Origin of the sequence: Mesorhizobium sp. M0715 (genome assembly GCF_040320355.1) — a bacterium.
In the GTDB taxonomy this organism is placed as follows: domain Bacteria; phylum Pseudomonadota; class Alphaproteobacteria; order Rhizobiales; family Rhizobiaceae; genus Mesorhizobium.
In genome coordinates, this window is the sequence record NZ_JAMYPL010000008.1 from 105628 (window position 1) to 121501 (window position 15874).

15 protein-coding genes and 1 tRNA gene are annotated in these 15874 nt (G+C 62.7%); 10 read left to right on the plus strand and 6 right to left on the minus strand.

The features are described 5' to 3' along the window. The first annotated feature begins 14 nt into the window (after positions 1 to 14). The 8 genes from NKI21_RS12460 to NKI21_RS12495 all read left to right on the plus strand — a co-directional run bounded on the left by NKI21_RS12460 (position 15) and on the right by NKI21_RS12495 (position 8157). Positions 15 to 1094, plus strand: coding sequence for an ABC transporter ATP-binding protein (locus NKI21_RS12460; protein WP_352442604.1), 1080 nt, complete (start codon positions 15 to 17; stop codon positions 1092 to 1094). A 10-nt stretch (positions 1095 to 1104) separates the two neighbouring features. Next, entirely contained in the window at positions 1105 to 2172 is a 1068-nt protein-coding gene (locus tag NKI21_RS12465; protein ID WP_023812976.1) for an ABC transporter ATP-binding protein, read from the plus strand. Continuing rightward, the gene (locus tag NKI21_RS12470) at positions 2173 to 3039 is read left to right on the plus strand and encodes a carbohydrate ABC transporter permease (RefSeq protein ID WP_023812975.1); all 867 of its coding nucleotides are present in this window, start codon (positions 2173 to 2175) and stop codon (positions 3037 to 3039) included. A 1-nt stretch (position 3040) separates the two neighbouring features. Further along, positions 3041 to 3964: a carbohydrate ABC transporter permease gene (locus tag NKI21_RS12475; protein WP_027036701.1), complete on the plus strand. Its 924-nt coding sequence runs from the start codon at positions 3041 to 3043 to the stop codon at positions 3962 to 3964. A 2-nt stretch (positions 3965 to 3966) separates the two neighbouring features. After that, on the plus strand, positions 3967 to 4248 hold the full coding sequence (locus NKI21_RS12480) for a DUF2160 domain-containing protein (RefSeq protein WP_352442605.1): 282 nt from the start codon (positions 3967 to 3969) through the stop codon (positions 4246 to 4248). A gap of 79 nt (positions 4249 to 4327) precedes the next feature. Beyond that, positions 4328 to 6052, plus strand: coding sequence for an ABC transporter substrate-binding protein (locus NKI21_RS12485; RefSeq protein ID WP_352442606.1), 1725 nt, complete (start codon positions 4328 to 4330; stop codon positions 6050 to 6052). Positions 6053 to 6149: 97 nt separating this feature from the next. Further along, positions 6150 to 7643 carry a glycerol kinase GlpK gene (gene glpK / locus NKI21_RS12490; protein WP_352442607.1) on the plus strand — a complete coding sequence of 498 codons (1494 nt, stop codon included), beginning with the start codon at positions 6150 to 6152 and terminating at the stop codon, positions 7641 to 7643. A 34-nt stretch (positions 7644 to 7677) separates the two neighbouring features. Continuing rightward, complete coding sequence (locus NKI21_RS12495) at positions 7678 to 8157, plus strand: DUF6882 domain-containing protein (RefSeq protein WP_352865784.1); 480 nt, start codon at positions 7678 to 7680, stop codon at positions 8155 to 8157. Positions 8158 to 8253: 96 nt separating this feature from the next. On the opposite strand, the gene NKI21_RS12500 is transcribed toward NKI21_RS12495, so the two are convergent. Beyond that, positions 8254 to 8739 carry a BA14K family protein gene (locus NKI21_RS12500; protein ID WP_023812969.1) on the minus strand — a complete coding sequence of 162 codons (486 nt, stop codon included), beginning with the start codon at positions 8737 to 8739 and terminating at the stop codon, positions 8254 to 8256. A 258-nt stretch (positions 8740 to 8997) separates the two neighbouring features. Here NKI21_RS12500 and NKI21_RS12505 point away from each other — a divergent pair. After that, positions 8998 to 9073, plus strand: a tRNA-Lys gene (locus NKI21_RS12505). 63 nt (positions 9074 to 9136) lie between these two features. Here NKI21_RS12505 and NKI21_RS12510 read toward each other — a convergent pair. From NKI21_RS12510 to NKI21_RS12530, 5 genes are all read right to left on the minus strand, one after another. Next, a complete protein-coding gene (locus NKI21_RS12510) occupies positions 9137 to 9607 on the minus strand; it encodes a nucleoside deaminase (protein WP_352442609.1) in 471 nt (156 codons plus the stop codon). Between the two features lie 252 nt (positions 9608 to 9859). Next, positions 9860 to 10999 carry a DNA-processing protein DprA gene (dprA, locus tag NKI21_RS12515; RefSeq protein ID WP_352442618.1) on the minus strand — a complete coding sequence of 380 codons (1140 nt, stop codon included), beginning with the start codon at positions 10997 to 10999 and terminating at the stop codon, positions 9860 to 9862. Between the two features lie 17 nt (positions 11000 to 11016). Then, entirely contained in the window at positions 11017 to 11604 is a 588-nt protein-coding gene (gene plsY, locus NKI21_RS12520; protein WP_023812966.1) for a glycerol-3-phosphate 1-O-acyltransferase PlsY, read from the minus strand. 57 nt (positions 11605 to 11661) lie between these two features. Then, positions 11662 to 12948 (minus strand): dihydroorotase, encoded by a 1287-nt coding sequence (locus tag NKI21_RS12525; protein ID WP_352442610.1) that lies wholly within the window; start codon positions 12946 to 12948, stop codon positions 11662 to 11664. Then, positions 12945 to 13904 (minus strand): aspartate carbamoyltransferase catalytic subunit, encoded by a 960-nt coding sequence (locus NKI21_RS12530; RefSeq protein ID WP_127411308.1) that lies wholly within the window; start codon positions 13902 to 13904, stop codon positions 12945 to 12947. The genes NKI21_RS12525 and NKI21_RS12530 overlap by 4 nt, the downstream gene beginning before the upstream one ends. 195 nt (positions 13905 to 14099) lie before the next feature. Here NKI21_RS12530 and NKI21_RS12535 point away from each other — a divergent pair, with 195 nt between their 5' ends. Further along, entirely contained in the window at positions 14100 to 15728 is a 1629-nt protein-coding gene (locus NKI21_RS12535) for a DNA alkylation response protein (protein ID WP_352442611.1), read from the plus strand. Positions 15729 to 15874: the final 146 nt, after the last annotated feature.

Consider the following 15874-nt stretch of genomic DNA (forward strand, 5'->3'; position numbering starts at 1 on the left):
TGGGAGGAGGCGTCATGCTGGAACTGAGAAACGTCACCAAGACGGTCGGTGCGGTCGAGCATATAAGCGACGTGTCGCTGACGCTCCAGCACGGCTCGCTCAACGTCCTGCTCGGACCGACGCTTTCGGGCAAGACCAGCTTGATGCGGCTGATGGCCGGCCTCGATGTGCCAACCTCCGGTTCGATCTGGTTCGACGGTCAGAATGTCACCGGCGTGCCGGTGCAGAAGCGCAAGATCGCCATGGTCTACCAGCAGTTCATCAACTATCCGGCGATGACCGTCTATGAGAACATCGCTTCGCCGCTGCGGGTAGCTGGCATCGAGCAGGCCAGGATCGACAGCCAGGTACGTGAAGCCGCCGCACTTCTCAAGCTGACACCCTATCTCGACCGCACGCCGCTCAGCCTGTCCGGCGGCCAGCAGCAGCGCACCGCACTGGCGCGCGCCATCGTCAAGAACGCCAGCCTGGTCCTGCTCGATGAACCGCTCGCCAATCTCGACTACAAATTGCGCGAGGAACTGCGCGCCGAATTGCCCAGGATATTCGCCGCCGCCGGCACCATCTTCGTCTACGCCACCACCGAGCCGCACGAGGCCCTGCTGCTTGGCGGCAACACGGCGACGCTTTCGCAAGGCAAGATCACCCAGTTCGGACCGACCATCGAGGTGTTCCGCAAGCCGGTAGATCTGGTGACAGCCAGGACGTTTTCCGATCCGCCGCTTAACACCATCGTGCTCGCCAAGAAGGGTCGGGATTTCCTGCTCGAGGGCGGCGTGAACCTACCGGTGCCGGCCGAACTCTCCGGCATTGCCGACGCCATCTATACGATCGGTTTTCAGCCGCACCACTTGTCGCTCGAGCGGCCCAATGCGGCGGCGGTGCCGGTGCGTGCCAAGGTGACGATCACCGAGATCACCGGATCGGAGAGCTTCATCCATCTCGATTTCGCCGATGCGCGCTGGGTCATGCTGACCCATGGTATCAGGCATTTCGAGCCAGACGAGGTGGTCGAGGTGTTCATCGATCCGCGCCACATCATGGTTTTCGACGAGCACGGCAGCGCCGTGACTGCGTCGAAGCTGGCGGCTTGAGGGCAAAGAGATGGCACGCATCGACGTCAACCATGTCCGACATTCCTACCTGCCGAACCCGCAGAAGGATGCCGATTTCGCGCTGCGGGAAGTGCATCATGTCTTCGAGGACGGCGGCGCCTATGCGCTGCTCGGGCCCTCCGGTTGCGGCAAGACCACGCTGCTCAACATCATTTCGGGATTGTTGCACCCCTCGCACGGCCAGTTGCTGTTCAACGGCAAGGACGTGACCAATTTATCGACGCAGGAGCGCAACATCGCGCAGGTGTTCCAGTTCCCGGTCATTTACGACACCATGACCGTCTACGATAATCTGGCCTTCCCGCTGCGCAACCGCGGCGTGCCGGAAGCCGATGTCGACCGCAAGGTTCGCGAGACGTTGGAGATGATCGATCTGGCGTCCTGGGCGAAGAAGAAGGCGAGGGGCCTGACCGCCGACCAGAAGCAGAAGATCTCGCTCGGCCGCGGGCTGGTGCGCTCCGACGTCAACGCCATCCTGTTCGACGAGCCGCTGACCGTCATCGATCCGCACATGAAGTGGGTGCTGCGCTCGCAGCTGAAGCAGTTGCACCGCCGCTTTGGCTACACCATGGTCTATGTGACCCACGACCAGACCGAGGCGCTGACCTTCGCCGAGCAGGTCGTGGTCATGTATGATGGCGGCATCGTGCAGATCGGCACACCGGCCGAATTGTTCGAACGGCCACGCCATACCTTTGTCGGTTATTTTATCGGCTCGCCGGGCATGAACGTCATGCCGGTGGCAATCGACGGCAAGACGGCGACACTCGGCTCGCAGCGCATCGAACTGCCGGGCGCGCCAAAGGCAGGCAGCGGCGCCGTCGAGCTCGGCATCCGTCCCGAATATGTCCGGCTCGGCCGCGAAGGCATGGCCGTGCAGGTCAGCAAGGTCGAGGATCTCGGCCGCCACAAGGTGGTGCGCGCCAAGCTCGAAGGCCGCGATATTTCTGCCGTGATCGGTGAGGACGAGACCCTGCCCGCCGATCCGAAGGTGCGGTTCGACCCGGCCGGCATCAACATCTATGCCGATTCCTGGCGTGTCGAGATGGAGGCCTAGATGGAGAAGACCTGGAACAACAAGGCCTGGTTCATGGTGCTGCCGGTCCTCCTGCTGGTGGCGTTCTCGGCGGTGATCCCGCTGATGACGGTGGTCAACTATTCGGTGCAGGACACGTTCGGAAACAACGTCTTCTTCTGGAACGGCTCGGACTGGTACACCGAAATTCTGGAGTCGGAACGCTTCTGGCTGTCGATGGTCCGCAACCTGATCTTTTCCGCAACCATCCTCGCCATCGAGATTCCGCTCGGCATCTTCATCGCTCTCAACATGCCAAAGAAAGGCTGGGGCGTGCCGGTCTGCCTGGTGCTGATGGCTCTGCCGCTGCTGATCCCGTGGAACGTCGTCGGCACGATTTGGCAGGTATTCGGCCGCATCGACATTGGCCTGCTCGGCTACACGCTGTCGGCGCTCGGCTTCGACTACAACTACGTCAACGATCCGACTGATGCCTGGGTGACGGTCATCCTGATGGACGTATGGCACTGGACAAGCCTCGTCGTTCTGCTCTGCTACGCCGGACTGGTCTCGATCCCCGATGCTTTCTACCAGGCGGCCAAGATCGACGGCGCCTCACGCTGGGCAGTGTTCCGCTACATCCAGCTGCCGAAGATGAACCGCGTGCTTCTGATTGCAGTGCTGCTGCGCTTCATGGACTCGTTCATGATCTACACCGAGCCGTTCGTGGTCACGGGCGGAGGCCCTGGCAATTCGACGACGTTCCTGTCGATAGACCTGGTCAAGATTGCGATCGGCCAGTTCGATCTCGGGCCGGCGGCCGCCATGTCGATCATCTACTTCCTGATCATCCTTTTGCTGTCTTGGGTGTTCTACACCGTCATGACCAATGTCGATGCGGAGCGCTGAGATGAGCGGCGCCAACGAAGGAACGACGAGGCAGGACCGAGTGCGTGAGACGGCGGTTTCGGACGGGCTCGCCAGCACATTGTCGCAGGACCAGCTTGCGCGGCTGATGCGCCGACGCGGCGAAGAATCCCGGTTCTGGTGGTTGGTGCCGACGATCTACATCATCTTTCTGATGCTGCCGATCTACTGGCTGGTCAATATGAGCTTCAAGACCAATCAGGAGATTCTGGGCGCGTTTTCGCTGTGGCCGAAGAGCCCGACCCTGGCCAACTACATCGTGATCTTCACCGACCCGTCCTGGTACAAGGGCTACATCAATTCGATCATCTATGTCGTCATGAACATGGTGATCTCGGTTTCGGTGGCGCTGCCGGCGGCCTACGCTTTCTCGCGCTACCGGTTCCTCGGCGACAAGCACCTCTTCTTCTGGCTGCTGACCAACCGCATGGCGCCGCCGGCAGTGTTCGCGCTGCCGTTCTTCCAGCTCTATTCGGCGTTCGGGCTGATCGACACGCATATCGCGGTGGCGCTGGCGCACTGCCTGTTCAACGTGCCGCTGGCGGTCTGGATCCTCGAGGGTTTCATGTCCGGCGTGCCGAAGGAGATCGACGAGACCGCCTATATCGATGGCTATTCCTTCCCGCGCTTCTTCCTGAAAATCTTCATGCCGCTGATCGCAAGCGGCGTCGGCGTGGCCTGCTTCTTCTGCTTCATGTTCTCATGGGTCGAACTGCTGATCGCGCGGACCTTGACCACGACGGCCGCCAAACCGATCGCGGCGATCATGACGCGTACGGTCTCGGCCTCCGGGCTCGACTGGGGCGTGCTGGCCGCCGCCGGCGTGCTCACCATCCTTCCAGGCGCGCTCGTGATCTGGTTCGTCCGCAACTACATCGCCAAGGGCTTTGCCCTGGGGAGGGTATGACCATGAACCTCACCTGGATGGCATGGACGCTGCCAACGGCGATCTTTTTCATCACGATCCTGGTACTGCTCTGTGGCATGGCGGTCTGGGAATACGCCTCGCCTGGCGGCAATCTCCGGGTCGGCCTCCTGCGCTTCGAGACGACGCGCGGCGACCGCCTCTTTGTTTCGCTGCTCGGCAGCGCCTTTATCCATCTCGCTTGGCTGGGTCTTGTCGGACCCAACCTGTGGTGGGCTCTCGCTCTCTCCGTAGTCTACGCCGTCGGCGTGTTCCGCTACGTATAGAGGGGGAAACTGTTGGAGCGACCGCGTGCCGACGGCCGCTCCAGATCGCACTTGAAACTTGAAAAGTGGAGGAAACGAAATGCGAAGGCAATTTTTAACATCAACGACTGCGCTTGTCCTGCTCTGGGGAGCAGGCCAGGCCTATGCCGGAATGGACGAAGCCAAGACTTTCCTCGATAACGAAATCAAGGACTTGTCGACGCTCGATCGCGGCGCCCAGGAAGCCGAGATGCAATGGTTCATCGATGCCGCGAAGCCTTTCGCCGGGATGGACATCAAGGTGGTCTCCGAGACCATCGATACGCATAGCTATGAGTCCAAGGTCTTGGCGCCCGCCTTCACCGCGATCACCGGCATCAAGATCACTCACGACCTGATCGGCGAAGGCGATGTCGTCGAGAAGCTGCAGACGCAGATGCAGTCGGGCGAAAACATTTACGACGCCTACGTCAACGACTCCGACCTGATCGGCACCCACTGGCGGTACCAGCAGGCGCGCAGCCTGACCAAGTGGATGGCGAATGAGGGCAAGGATGTCACCAATCCCAACCTCGACCTCGCCGACTTCATCGGCACCAAGTTCACGACCGCTCCGGACGGCGACCTCTACCAGCTGCCGGACCAGCAGTTCGCGAACCTCTACTGGTTCCGCTACGACTGGTTCAACGACGAGAAGAACAAGGCCGATTTCAAGGCCAAGTACGGCTACGACCTCGGCGTTCCGGTCAACTGGTCGGCCTATGAGGACATCGCCGAGTTCTTCACCGGCCGCGAAATCGACGGCAAGAAGGTCTATGGCCACATGGACTACGGCAAGAAGGACCCCTCGCTCGGCTGGCGGTTCACCGATGCCTGGCTGTCCATGGCCGGCAATGGCGACAAGGGCCTGCCGAACGGTCTTCCGGTCGACGAATGGGGCATCAAGGTCAACGAGAAGTCGCAGCCTGTCGGCTCGTGCGTCGCGCGCGGCGGCGACACCAACGGCCCGGCTTCCGTATATTCGATCCAGAAGTACCTGGATTGGCTGAAGGCCTATGCGCCGCCGGAAGCCCAAGGCATGACGTTCGGCGAATCCGGCCCCGTCCCGTCGCAGGGCACGGTCGCGCAGCAGATGTTCACCTACACCGCCTTCACCGCCTCCTTCGTCAAGGAAGGGCTGCCGGTCGTGAACGCGGACGGCACCCCGAAATGGCGCTTTGCTCCCTCGCCGCATGGCGTCTACTGGAAGGACGGCATGAAGCTCGGCTACCAGGACGTGGGTTCATGGACGCTTCTCAAGTCCACGCCTGACGATCGCGCCAAGGCCGCCTGGCTCTATGCGCAGTTCGTCGTATCGAAGACGGTCGACGTGAAGAAGAGCCATGTCGGCCTGACGCTGATCCGCGAGTCGACGATCCAGGACAAGAGCTTCACGGAACGCGCTCCGAAGCTCGGCGGCCTGATCGAGTTCTACCGCTCGCCGGCCCGTGTTCAGTGGTCGCCGACCGGAACGAACGTTCCGGACTATCCGAAGCTGGCACAGCTCTGGTGGCAGGCGATCGGCGATGCGTCGTCGGGTGCCAAGACGGCGCAGGAGGCGATGGACTCGCTTTGCTCCGAGCAGGAAAAGGTCATGGAACGCCTGGAAAAGGCCGGCATCCAGGGCGATATCGGCCCGAAGATGGCCGAAGAGCATGACCTCGCCTACTGGAACGCCGACGCGGTCAAGAAGGGCAATCTCGCTCCTCAGTTGAAGATCGAGAACGAGAAGGAAAAGCCGGTCACCATCAATTACGACGAGCTGGTGAAGAGCTGGCAAAAGTAAGACTGTTCTAAGCGGGCGTCTGCGCCCGTGTGACATTGGGGGAGGCGGCATCTTGCCGTCTCCCCTGTTTGTGTAAAAGACAAAGCGGGGAGGCATAATGACCGGATATATCCTTGCCATCGACCAGGGCACGACTTCGACCCGGGCGATACTGTTCGACGGCGAGATGAAGGTCGCCGGCAGCGGGCAAAAGGAATTCGCCCAGCACTATCCGGCTTCCGGCTGGGTCGAGCACGATCCCGAGGATATCTGGGCGAGTGTGGTGTCGACCGTGAAGGCGGCGCTGAAGAAGGCCGGCCGGAATGCTTCCGACGTGGCCGCGATCGGCATCACCAATCAGCGCGAAACCGTGGTCATCTGGGACAGAGCGACCGGCAAGCCGATCCACAATGCCATTGTCTGGCAGGACCGGCGCACCGCGCCGCTGTGCCAGAAACTCAAGAAGCAAGGGTTGGAGAAGACATTCACTAAGAAAACCGGGCTGCTGCTCGATCCCTATTTTTCCGGCACCAAGATCGCCTGGATGCTGGACAAGGTGAAGGGCGCCAGAAAACGCGCCGAGAAAGGCGAACTGCTCGCCGGCACCATCGACAGTTTCCTGATCTGGCGGCTGACCGGCGGCAAGGTTCACGCCACAGACGCCACCAACGCCTCGCGCACGCTGGTCTACAACATCGCTGAGAATGCCTGGGACGACGAGCTGCTGTCGATCCTCAACATCCCGGCAAAAATGCTTCCCGAGGTGAAGGACTGCGCCGATGATTATGGAATCACGGAGAAAAATCTCTTTGGTGCCGAGATTAAAATCCTCGGTGTCGCTGGCGACCAGCATGCGGCGACCATCGGCCAGGCCTGCTTTGAGCCGGGCATGATGAAATCGACCTACGGCACTGGCTGTTTTGCGCTGCTCAACACCGGCAGCGATCTGGTGCGCTCGAAGAACCGGCTCTTGACCACCATTGCCTACAGGCTGAACGGCAAGACGACCTATGCACTGGAAGGCTCGATCTTCATTGCCGGTGCAGCGGTCCAATGGTTGCGCGATGGCATCAAGGTGATCGGCAAGGCCGAGCAGAGCGGCAAACTGGCTGATGAAGCCGATCCGACCCAAAACGTCTACCTGGTGCCGGCCTTTGTCGGGCTCGGTGCACCGCATTGGGACGCGGAGGCACGCGGTGCCATTTTCGGGCTGACGCGCAATTCCGGTCCGGCGGAGTTTGCCCGCGCCGCGCTCGAATCCGTCGCCTACCAGACACGCGACCTGCTCGACGCCATGCGCAAGGACTGGAAGGGTGCTTCTGCCAAGACCGTGCTGCGGGTCGACGGGGGCATGGTGGCGTCGGACTGGACGATGCAGCGTCTGGCCGACATCCTCGATGCACCGGTCGACCGCCCGACCATTCTGGAGACGACGGCGCTCGGTGCCGCCTGGCTGGCTGGCTCGAAGGCAGGTGTGTGGCCGGATGCCAAGAAGTTTGCGAAGAGTTGGGCACTCGAACGGCGCTTCAAGCCGGACATGGATGGCTCCGTGCGCGCAGCCAAGCTCGCTGGTTGGCGCGATGCTGTGCGCAGGACGCTCAGCGTGTCATAAACAGCCATCAGTGGCGGGTGATGGGGCGCGAGGAATGCAGCCAGACTGGTATCCTGCTTGGCGCGACGAGGCTATCGAACAGCTGAAGGCCAAGAATGCACGCTTGAAAAAAGATCTCCACCTCGGTAGCTGGTTGCGCTATGACTATGACCTGACGGCCGGAACGCTTCTGTTCTCGCAAGACGGGGTCGCCAAGGTCGTCACCGAAATCCAGATTGTCGGCTCAACGAGCACGGAGGCCGGAAACTGGCTGTGGGCTTGGGCAAATTCCAGCCTGCCCAGCGAGCTCCTCAGCGATGCAAAGCTAGTCCGATCCTTCGGAGAGCAGAATGGCATCGACGAACTGGCCCAAGCCTATGCGACGGATGCGGACAGTGCGCTGGAAGTGGTTGGTTGCGAACTCAGTGCGGTGATGGCCCGTATCTGCAATGGGTTGGGTATCTATCGTTGTCCCAGCAGAGAGGACGGCGGTGGCTTTTATCTGATGCTCAAGAGCATCAACTGGGCAAGCTGACGGCAACTGTTCGTCTTCCGGCCAAAGGATCAAAAGCCCGCGCCGTTGCCGGCGCGAGCTCCACTAACGCATATCAGCTACTTAAACGCGCCTTGATCAGTAAGGCGAACGGCACTCCTTGCGAGGGCCGTAATTCGGCTGGAACGTGTTGTCCGAAGCACGGTAGCTGCGATAGCGGTCGTAGCACCATTGGACGTGGGCGTTGCCTCCGTAGACGCGGTTGTTTTCGTTGTTGATGATTGCGCCGGTAATCAGCGCGCCAGTAGCGAAGGCGGCAAGCGGGAACCAATAATCGCCGTGACGACGGTAGCCGGGGCGATATTCGCGATAGCCGCGATGGCCGTTCCAATATGCGCCGCGATTGCGGGAAAAATTGCGGTCACGCGAAAAACTGCGGTCACGCGAAAAATTGCGATTGTGGCGGTCCTTACGCCACTCCCGGTACTGGACTGTCTGCACATCCGGCACCGCGACCTGGGATTGCGGCACATAGTTCGGTTGGGCATTAACGGACACCGCCTCCGCCGCAACGAATGTGACGGAGAGAGTGGCCGCCAGCAGGCTCGTTGTGATTCTGTTCATTGGTCTTCTCCTCGATAGTTTGGCGGACGTCCCTGTGCCGGGAAAACGAGCGGCGCATACAATTGTTCCCCAGACTGGATGCCGCTGTCGGGCAGAAATGCCAGTGTTCCCTTGTCTGTTCTCCCACCGATGGCGCGGCTGGCAAGTGTCGCGACAGGGCGAAGCCGCCCGTGTTTGCGAGCCCTCTTTTTCCGGTTGACCGGTCGAGGCACTCTCCCTATGTTCCGCGCAATTTCGAGGGCCGCCTTTCGCCCGCGGGAGCGCGTAGCTCAGCCGGTAGAGCAACTGACTTTTAATCAGTAGGTCATGGGTTCGAATCCCATCGCGCTCACCAAATCCACGCGATAAACTGTCACCCATCTCTCGGGAAGGGCACACCACAACTGGCTCGAAGCCGTCAGCGCTTCCAGAAATCGCGGTGCGGTGCGAGCATCTCGTCGGCGATTTCTGGGAAGGGGCCAAAGACCTCGATCTTTTTCTGGCCAGAGTCGAGGACGGTGCGCGAAGAGAGGCTCATCGTCGGATTCTCTGCGTGATCCCCGGTGAGCGCCAGCAGCTCGGTCTCCTCGAAGCCGTAGACCAGCCGGCCGATATTCGCCCAGTAGAGCGTTCCGGTGCACATCGCGCAGGGCTCACCGGTTGAGACCAGCGTGCATTGCCATAAGAACTCCGGCTCGTAGGCTGCCGCGGCGCGCCGGGCGAGCTCCGTCTCGGCGTGGCGCACCGTGTCGAGATTGCCTTGCCGCATCAGCACCCGATCGTCCGGCCCGACCAGCACGCAACCAAACGGATGATGCCCATGCGCCGCCGCCTCGCGCGCGACCGCGTCGGCGGATCGAAGGTGGGCGAGCATCTGATCGCGTGTCATGGCAAGATCCTGTCATGCCGACATCCACCGATGAGCGGCTGAGCGAGATTGGTGCCAACGGACGCGAGTGGCAAGAGCCAACTTTTGCTTGAGACCTTTGCCTCGGGATATCAGACCTTTGCCCTACAATCCGCCGGCCGGTCTTGGCGTCGAACAGATGAGCACAGGCGCGGCAAAGCGGAAAGCCGGCTGAAAAGGCCATCCTCGCCGAGCTTCTCGAAGGAGTTCGGCGGCGCGAAAATGCGAACAGCGTCAGACCGAAGGCTCCCCGAACACCAGCGAAACATTGGCGCCGGCGTGGCGTTCGAGCCGGCCGGCGAGGTCGAGTTCCAGCAGCACCATGAAGACCTGGGCCGGGTGCAGGCCGGTGTGGCGGATGATCTCGTCGACCGCCACTGGCGTCGGGCCGAGCGCCTCGATGACGCGGGCGCGGTCGCTTTCGCCGGGCGGTGGTGTGGCCGAGAAGTCGGGCGGCTCTTCGAACGGCGGCACGTCGGGCGCCCGCATGCCGGTCAGCGGGGCGATCGCCCTGGAAATATCCGATGCCTCGGTGACCAGGGTGGCACCATCCTTGAGCAGGCCGTTGGTACCGGCGGCGCGTGGATCGAGCGGTGAGCCCGGCACGGCAAAGACCAGCCGGCCCATTTCGCCGGCAAGCCTGGCGCTGATCAGGGAGCCGGAGCGTTGCGCTGCCTCGACCACCACCAGCCCAAGGACCGCACCCGCAACAAGGCGGTTGCGGCGCGGAAAATCCTGGGCGCGCGGCTGCCAGCCGAACGGCATCTCCGAAATGATGGCGCCACGCTCGGCGATTTCCTCGCACAGGCCGGCATTTTCAGGCGGGTAAGGCAGGTCGAGACCGCCAGCCAGGACGCCGATCGTGCCGGTCGCAAGACTGCCCTGATGCGCCGCGGTGTCGATGCCGCGCGCCAGGCCGGAGACGATTGCGTAGCCGTCGCGGCCGAGGTTGGCCGCCAGCATGCGTGCCATCTTGATGCCGGCCAGCGACGCGTTGCGTGCCCCAACGATGGCGACACCCGGCAGCCGGAAAACAGCTGCGTTGCCCTTTACCGCCAGCAGGGGCGGCGGATGGTCCATGTTGCGCAATAGGGGTGGGTAGTCTGCTTCACCGATCCCGACAAAGCGGGCGCCGGCCTTTCCGGCTAGTTCCAGTTCCGCCTCGGCTTCGGCAACGGAAGGGATGCGAGCGATCCGGATGGCGCCGCCCGAAATCATCAGTTCCGGCAATATCTCCAGCGCCACCTCGGCCGAACCGAAACGGTTGATGAGGTCGCGAAAGGAGGCGGGGCCGACATTCTGGGTGCGGATCAGCCGCAGCCAGCTCAGCCGCTGCCGGTCGCTGAGCCGCGGCCCGGCGGCCGGCCCACTCACCACGGCGGCAGGCTCGCTCACCCCTTGGCTCCGATCTTGCCCTCGGTGCCGGTAAGCAGGCGCGAAATGTTTTCCCGGTGCTTGATGAAAACGATGATGCTCATCACCACGAACAAGGCCGCATTCTGTGGTGTGCTCAGCACATAGAGGGCGATCGGCACGATGACCGCCGCTGTCAGCGCCGCAAGCGAGGAATACCGGAAGAGGAATGCCATCACCAGCCAGGCGACGGCGAAGATCAGCGCCACCTGCCAGGCAAGGCCGATCAGCACACCGAGATAGGTGGCGACGCCCTTGCCGCCCTTGAAACCGAGCCAGACCGGGAAGAGATGACCGAGAAAGGCGCCGAGACCGGCCCAGATCGCCAGGTCAGGCGCGAAATGGCCTGCTATCAGCACGGCGGCCGTGCCCTTCAGCGCGTCGAGTAGCAGCGTCGCGGCGGCAAGGCCCTTGTTGCCGGTGCGCAGAACGTTGGTGGCGCCGATATTGCCGGAGCCGATCTTGCGCACATCGCCAAGGCCAGCCGCGCGGGTGAGCAGGAGCCCGAACGGAATCGAGCCAAGCAAATAGCCGAACACGAGCGCTGGGATGAGGCTGTAAATCATTGTTTCCCCCGCATTTCCCCAGTTCGGCCGGATCAGGCTCGATGCGCCGTGGCCGGTTCAGGCGGAAAACACTGTGCGGCCCGCAACCAGCGTTTGCAAGACCTTGCCTTGCAGTCGCGCGCCTTCGAAACAGGTGTTTTTCGACCGCGAACGAATGCCGCTTTCGCTGACGATCCAGGGTTCGTCGAGGTCGACAAGCGCAAGATCGGCGACAGCGCCCGGCTTCAGCGTGCCGCCGGGCAGGCCGAACAGTTTTGCGGGAGCGGTGGACAGGGTTTCGATCAGCCGCAGCAACGGTACGTCGCCATTGTGGTAGAGCCGCAGTGCGGCGCCCAGAAGCGTCTCCAACCCTATGGCGCCGGCCGCCGCATCGGCGAAGGGCAGGCGCTTGGTGTCGACATCCTGCGGATCATGCGAGGAGACGATGATGTCGATCGTGCCGTCCCTGACCGCCTCGATCATCGCCAACCGGTCTTCCTCGGCGCGCAAAGGTGGCGTCAGGCGGAAGAAGGTGCGGTATTCGCCGACATCGTTTTCATTCAGCGACAGATTGTGGATCGCCACGCCTGACGTCACCGTCGCGCCGTCGGCTTTCGCATGCGTTATGGCGTTTGCCGCCATCGCCGTCGAGATCTTTGCTGCATGGTACGAACCACGCGTCAGCCGGGCCAAGGCCAGATCGCGCTCCAGCGGGATGGATTCGGCTTCGCGCGGAATGCCGGAGAGGCCGAGCCAGCTGGCGTAGAGGCCTTCATTCATCACGCCGGATGAACCGAGGTCCGCATCCTGCGTCTCATGCACGATGGTGGCGCCGAAGTCGCGCGCATAGGTCAGCGCGCGGCGCATCACCAGCGCGCTCGATATGGTGTGGCGGCCATCGGTGAAGGCGACGGCGCCGGCTTCGCGCAGCAGGCCGAACTCGGTCATTTCGCGCCCGTCGAGGCCCTTGGTGATCGCCGCGGCCGGAAAGACGTTGACGATGGCCGTGTCCTTGGCGGTGCGCAGCACGAATTCGACCAGCGCCACATTGTCGATCACCGGATCGGTGTCGGGCATCATGACGATGGAGGTGACGCCGCCGGCCGCCGCCGCGACACTTGCCGACGCGATAGTCTCGCGATGCTCGCCGCCCGGTTCGCCGATGAAGACGCGGCCGTCGATCAGGCCTGGAATGATCGCCTTGCCGGCGCAGTCGATGACGGTGGCGCCCTCGGGCGCGCCCTGGTTCAGCGCTGCTTTGCCGGCGGCTACGATCTTGCGGCCATCGACGAAGACGGCGCCGACTTCATCGATGCCGCGCGAGGGGTCGACAACGCGGGCGCGCTCAAAGACCGTTATGCTCATGCGCCGCGGCCCTCTTGATTACGGCGCGGGTCAAGAAGCGCTTCCATCACCGCCATGCGCACGGCGACGCCCATTTCAACTTGTTCCTGGATGACGCTTTGCGGACCGTCGGCGATTTCCGAGGCGATCTCGACGCCGCGGTTCATCGGCCCGGGATGCATCACCAGCGCGTCATCCTTGGCGGCCTTCAGTTTCTCGGCATCGAGGCCGAAATAGCGGAAATATTCGCGAACCGAAGGCACGAAGGCGCCCTCCATGCGCTCGCGCTGCAGGCGCAGCATCATCACCACATCGGCGCCCTTGAGGCCTTCGGCCATCGAACGGGTTACGATGACGCCCATCTTCTCGATGCCGGTGGGCAGCAGCGTCGACGGAGCGACGACGCGCACCTGCGCGCCGAGCGCGTTGAGCAGCATGATGTTGGAACGCGCCACGCGCGAATGCAGGATGTCGCCGCAGATTGCCACGATGAGCTTCGACAGCGGACCCTTGGCGCGACGAATGGTCAGCGCATCGAGCAGCGCCTGTGTCGGGTGTTCATGCGCGCCGTCGCCGGCGTTGACGACGGAGCAGCCGACCTTCTGCGCCAGAAGGGCGGCAGCACCGGCCGATTGGTGGCGGATGATCAGGATGTCGGGCCGCATGGCGTTCAGCGTCATCGCCGTGTCGATGAGCGTTTCGCCCTTCTTCACCGAAGAGCTTGCCACCGACATGTTCATGACATCGGCGCCGAGCCGCTTTCCGGCAAGCTCGAACGACGACTGTGTGCGCGTCGAGGCTTCATAGAAGAGGTTGATCTGTGTGCGACCGCGCAGGGTCGAGGTTTTCTTCTCCGACTGCCGCGAGATCGCGACCGCCCGGTCCGCCCTGTCGAGCAACAGCTCGATATCGGCGGGGGAAAGGTCGCGGATGCCCAGAAGATGGCGATGAGGATAGGGGGACGAAGCGTCGGTCATCTCAAGGCGCTGCTATAGGGTGGAGACTTTGCGGCTGCAAGCGCGCCAGCTTTGCATTGTAGCCGTTCTCCTCAATTTTTTCGTGTAGATAGCCGATTGTATCGGCCGGTATTTTCATCGCGCGCGCTGCATGGCTTGGCTATATCTAGCCGACAGCCCCGGATTCGTGGCTTTCTGACGATAGAAGGATTGGGCGTGACCGACGACGTGACGAACCAGCCGCCGCCGCTGACGGGCGGCAACGCCTGGCGGGGCGATCCGTTGCTGATCCAGCTAGCGGAGCGTTTTTCCGATCCGGTGCGCCGGGAACTCGATGGTCTCGGCCGCTTTGTGCTGACGCAGGAGGCGCAGGAATTGGCGCGCCTCGCCAATGTCGAGACGCCGAAGCTCAGGACGCATGATCGCCAGGGACGGCGCATCGACGTGGTTGAGTTCCATCCCGCCTATCACGCCTTGATGCGCCGCTCTGTGGCCAACGGGCTGCATTCCTCGGTGTGGGAGAACGGCGACACCGAGATCGGCCGCCGCCATCAGGTCCGCGCCGCCCGGTTTTATCTCACGGCTGAGCTCGAGACCGGGCATCTGTGCCCCATCACCATGACCAACGCTTCGCTGGCGGCCTTGATGGCCAGCCCGAAACTGTTTCGCGAATGGGCGCCGCGCGTGACGACGCGCAAATACGACCAGAGCCAAAAGCCGCCGGTCGAGAAGACCGGGCTGACGCTCGGCATGGGCATGACCGAGAAACAGGGCGGCACCGATGTGCGCGCCAATGTGACGAGGGCGGAACGCGCCGGCAGCGGTTTTTATCGTCTGAACGGGCACAAATGGTTCATGTCGGCGCCGATGTCGGATGCCTTCCTGGTGCTGGCGCAGGCGCCTGAGGGACTATCGTGCTTCCTCGTGCCGCGCGTTCTCGGTGACGGCTCGGGCAACGGCTTCCGCTTTCAGCGGCTGAAGGACAAGCTCGGCAATCGTTCGAACGCCTCCTCCGAAGTCGAATTTGTCAATGCCATCGGCGAGATGGTCGGCGAAGCCGGTGCCGGTGTGAAGACGATCATGGACATGGTCACCCTGACCCGGCTCGATTGTGCCATCGCATCGTCGGCGATCATGCGCGCGGGCCTGGCCGAGGCCGTTCACCACGCCCGCCATCGCCAGGTGTTCGGTTCGACCCTGATCGAGCAGCCGTTGATGCAGCGCGTTCTGGCCGACATGGCGCTCGATGTCGCCGCCGCCACCGCGCTGTCGTTCCGGTTGGCGCGCTCCTTCGACGAGGCGGCCGGCGATCGCGGCGAGGCGGCGTTTGCTCGGGCCATGACGCCGGTCGTCAAATACTGGGTCTGCAAGATCGCGCCGCCTTTGCTCTATGAGGCTATGGAGTGCCTCGGCGGCAATGGCTATGTCGAGGAGGCGCCACTCGCCCGCTACTATCGCGAGGCCCCGGTCAACGCGATCTGGGAAGGCTCGGGCAATGTCATGGCGCTTGATGTGCTGCGCGTGCTCGGCCGTGCGCCCGGCCTGTTCGAGGATGTGCTGGCCGGCATCGACCGTGATCTCGGCGCCGGCGGACGCGGCACGATCGGCGTTCTGAAGGCGGCGATGCAGGTTGCTTCAACCGACGAAGGTTCTGCCCGGCTGCTGACCGAGCAGCTGGCACTGTCGGCTGCGGCGGCGGAATTGCGCCGTCTGGGGGCAGGGCGGATCGCCGACGCTTTCGTCGAGACGCGTTTGGCCGGCCAATGGCGCAACACCTATGGCATGATCGATTCGCGCCACGATGCACGCATGATCATCGACACGCTCTATCCGCCGGTGAACTGAGGACGAGCATCGCAAAAACCGGCGCCATCCACAGTTTTGACGCGTTGGCGGGCATCCTCACGCGTATGGCTAATCGTCGTTAACCTTAACAAATGGTTTCCGTTGCGATGGCGGACGGCAAGGCCCACTGTCCTAGTGCAAGCAGG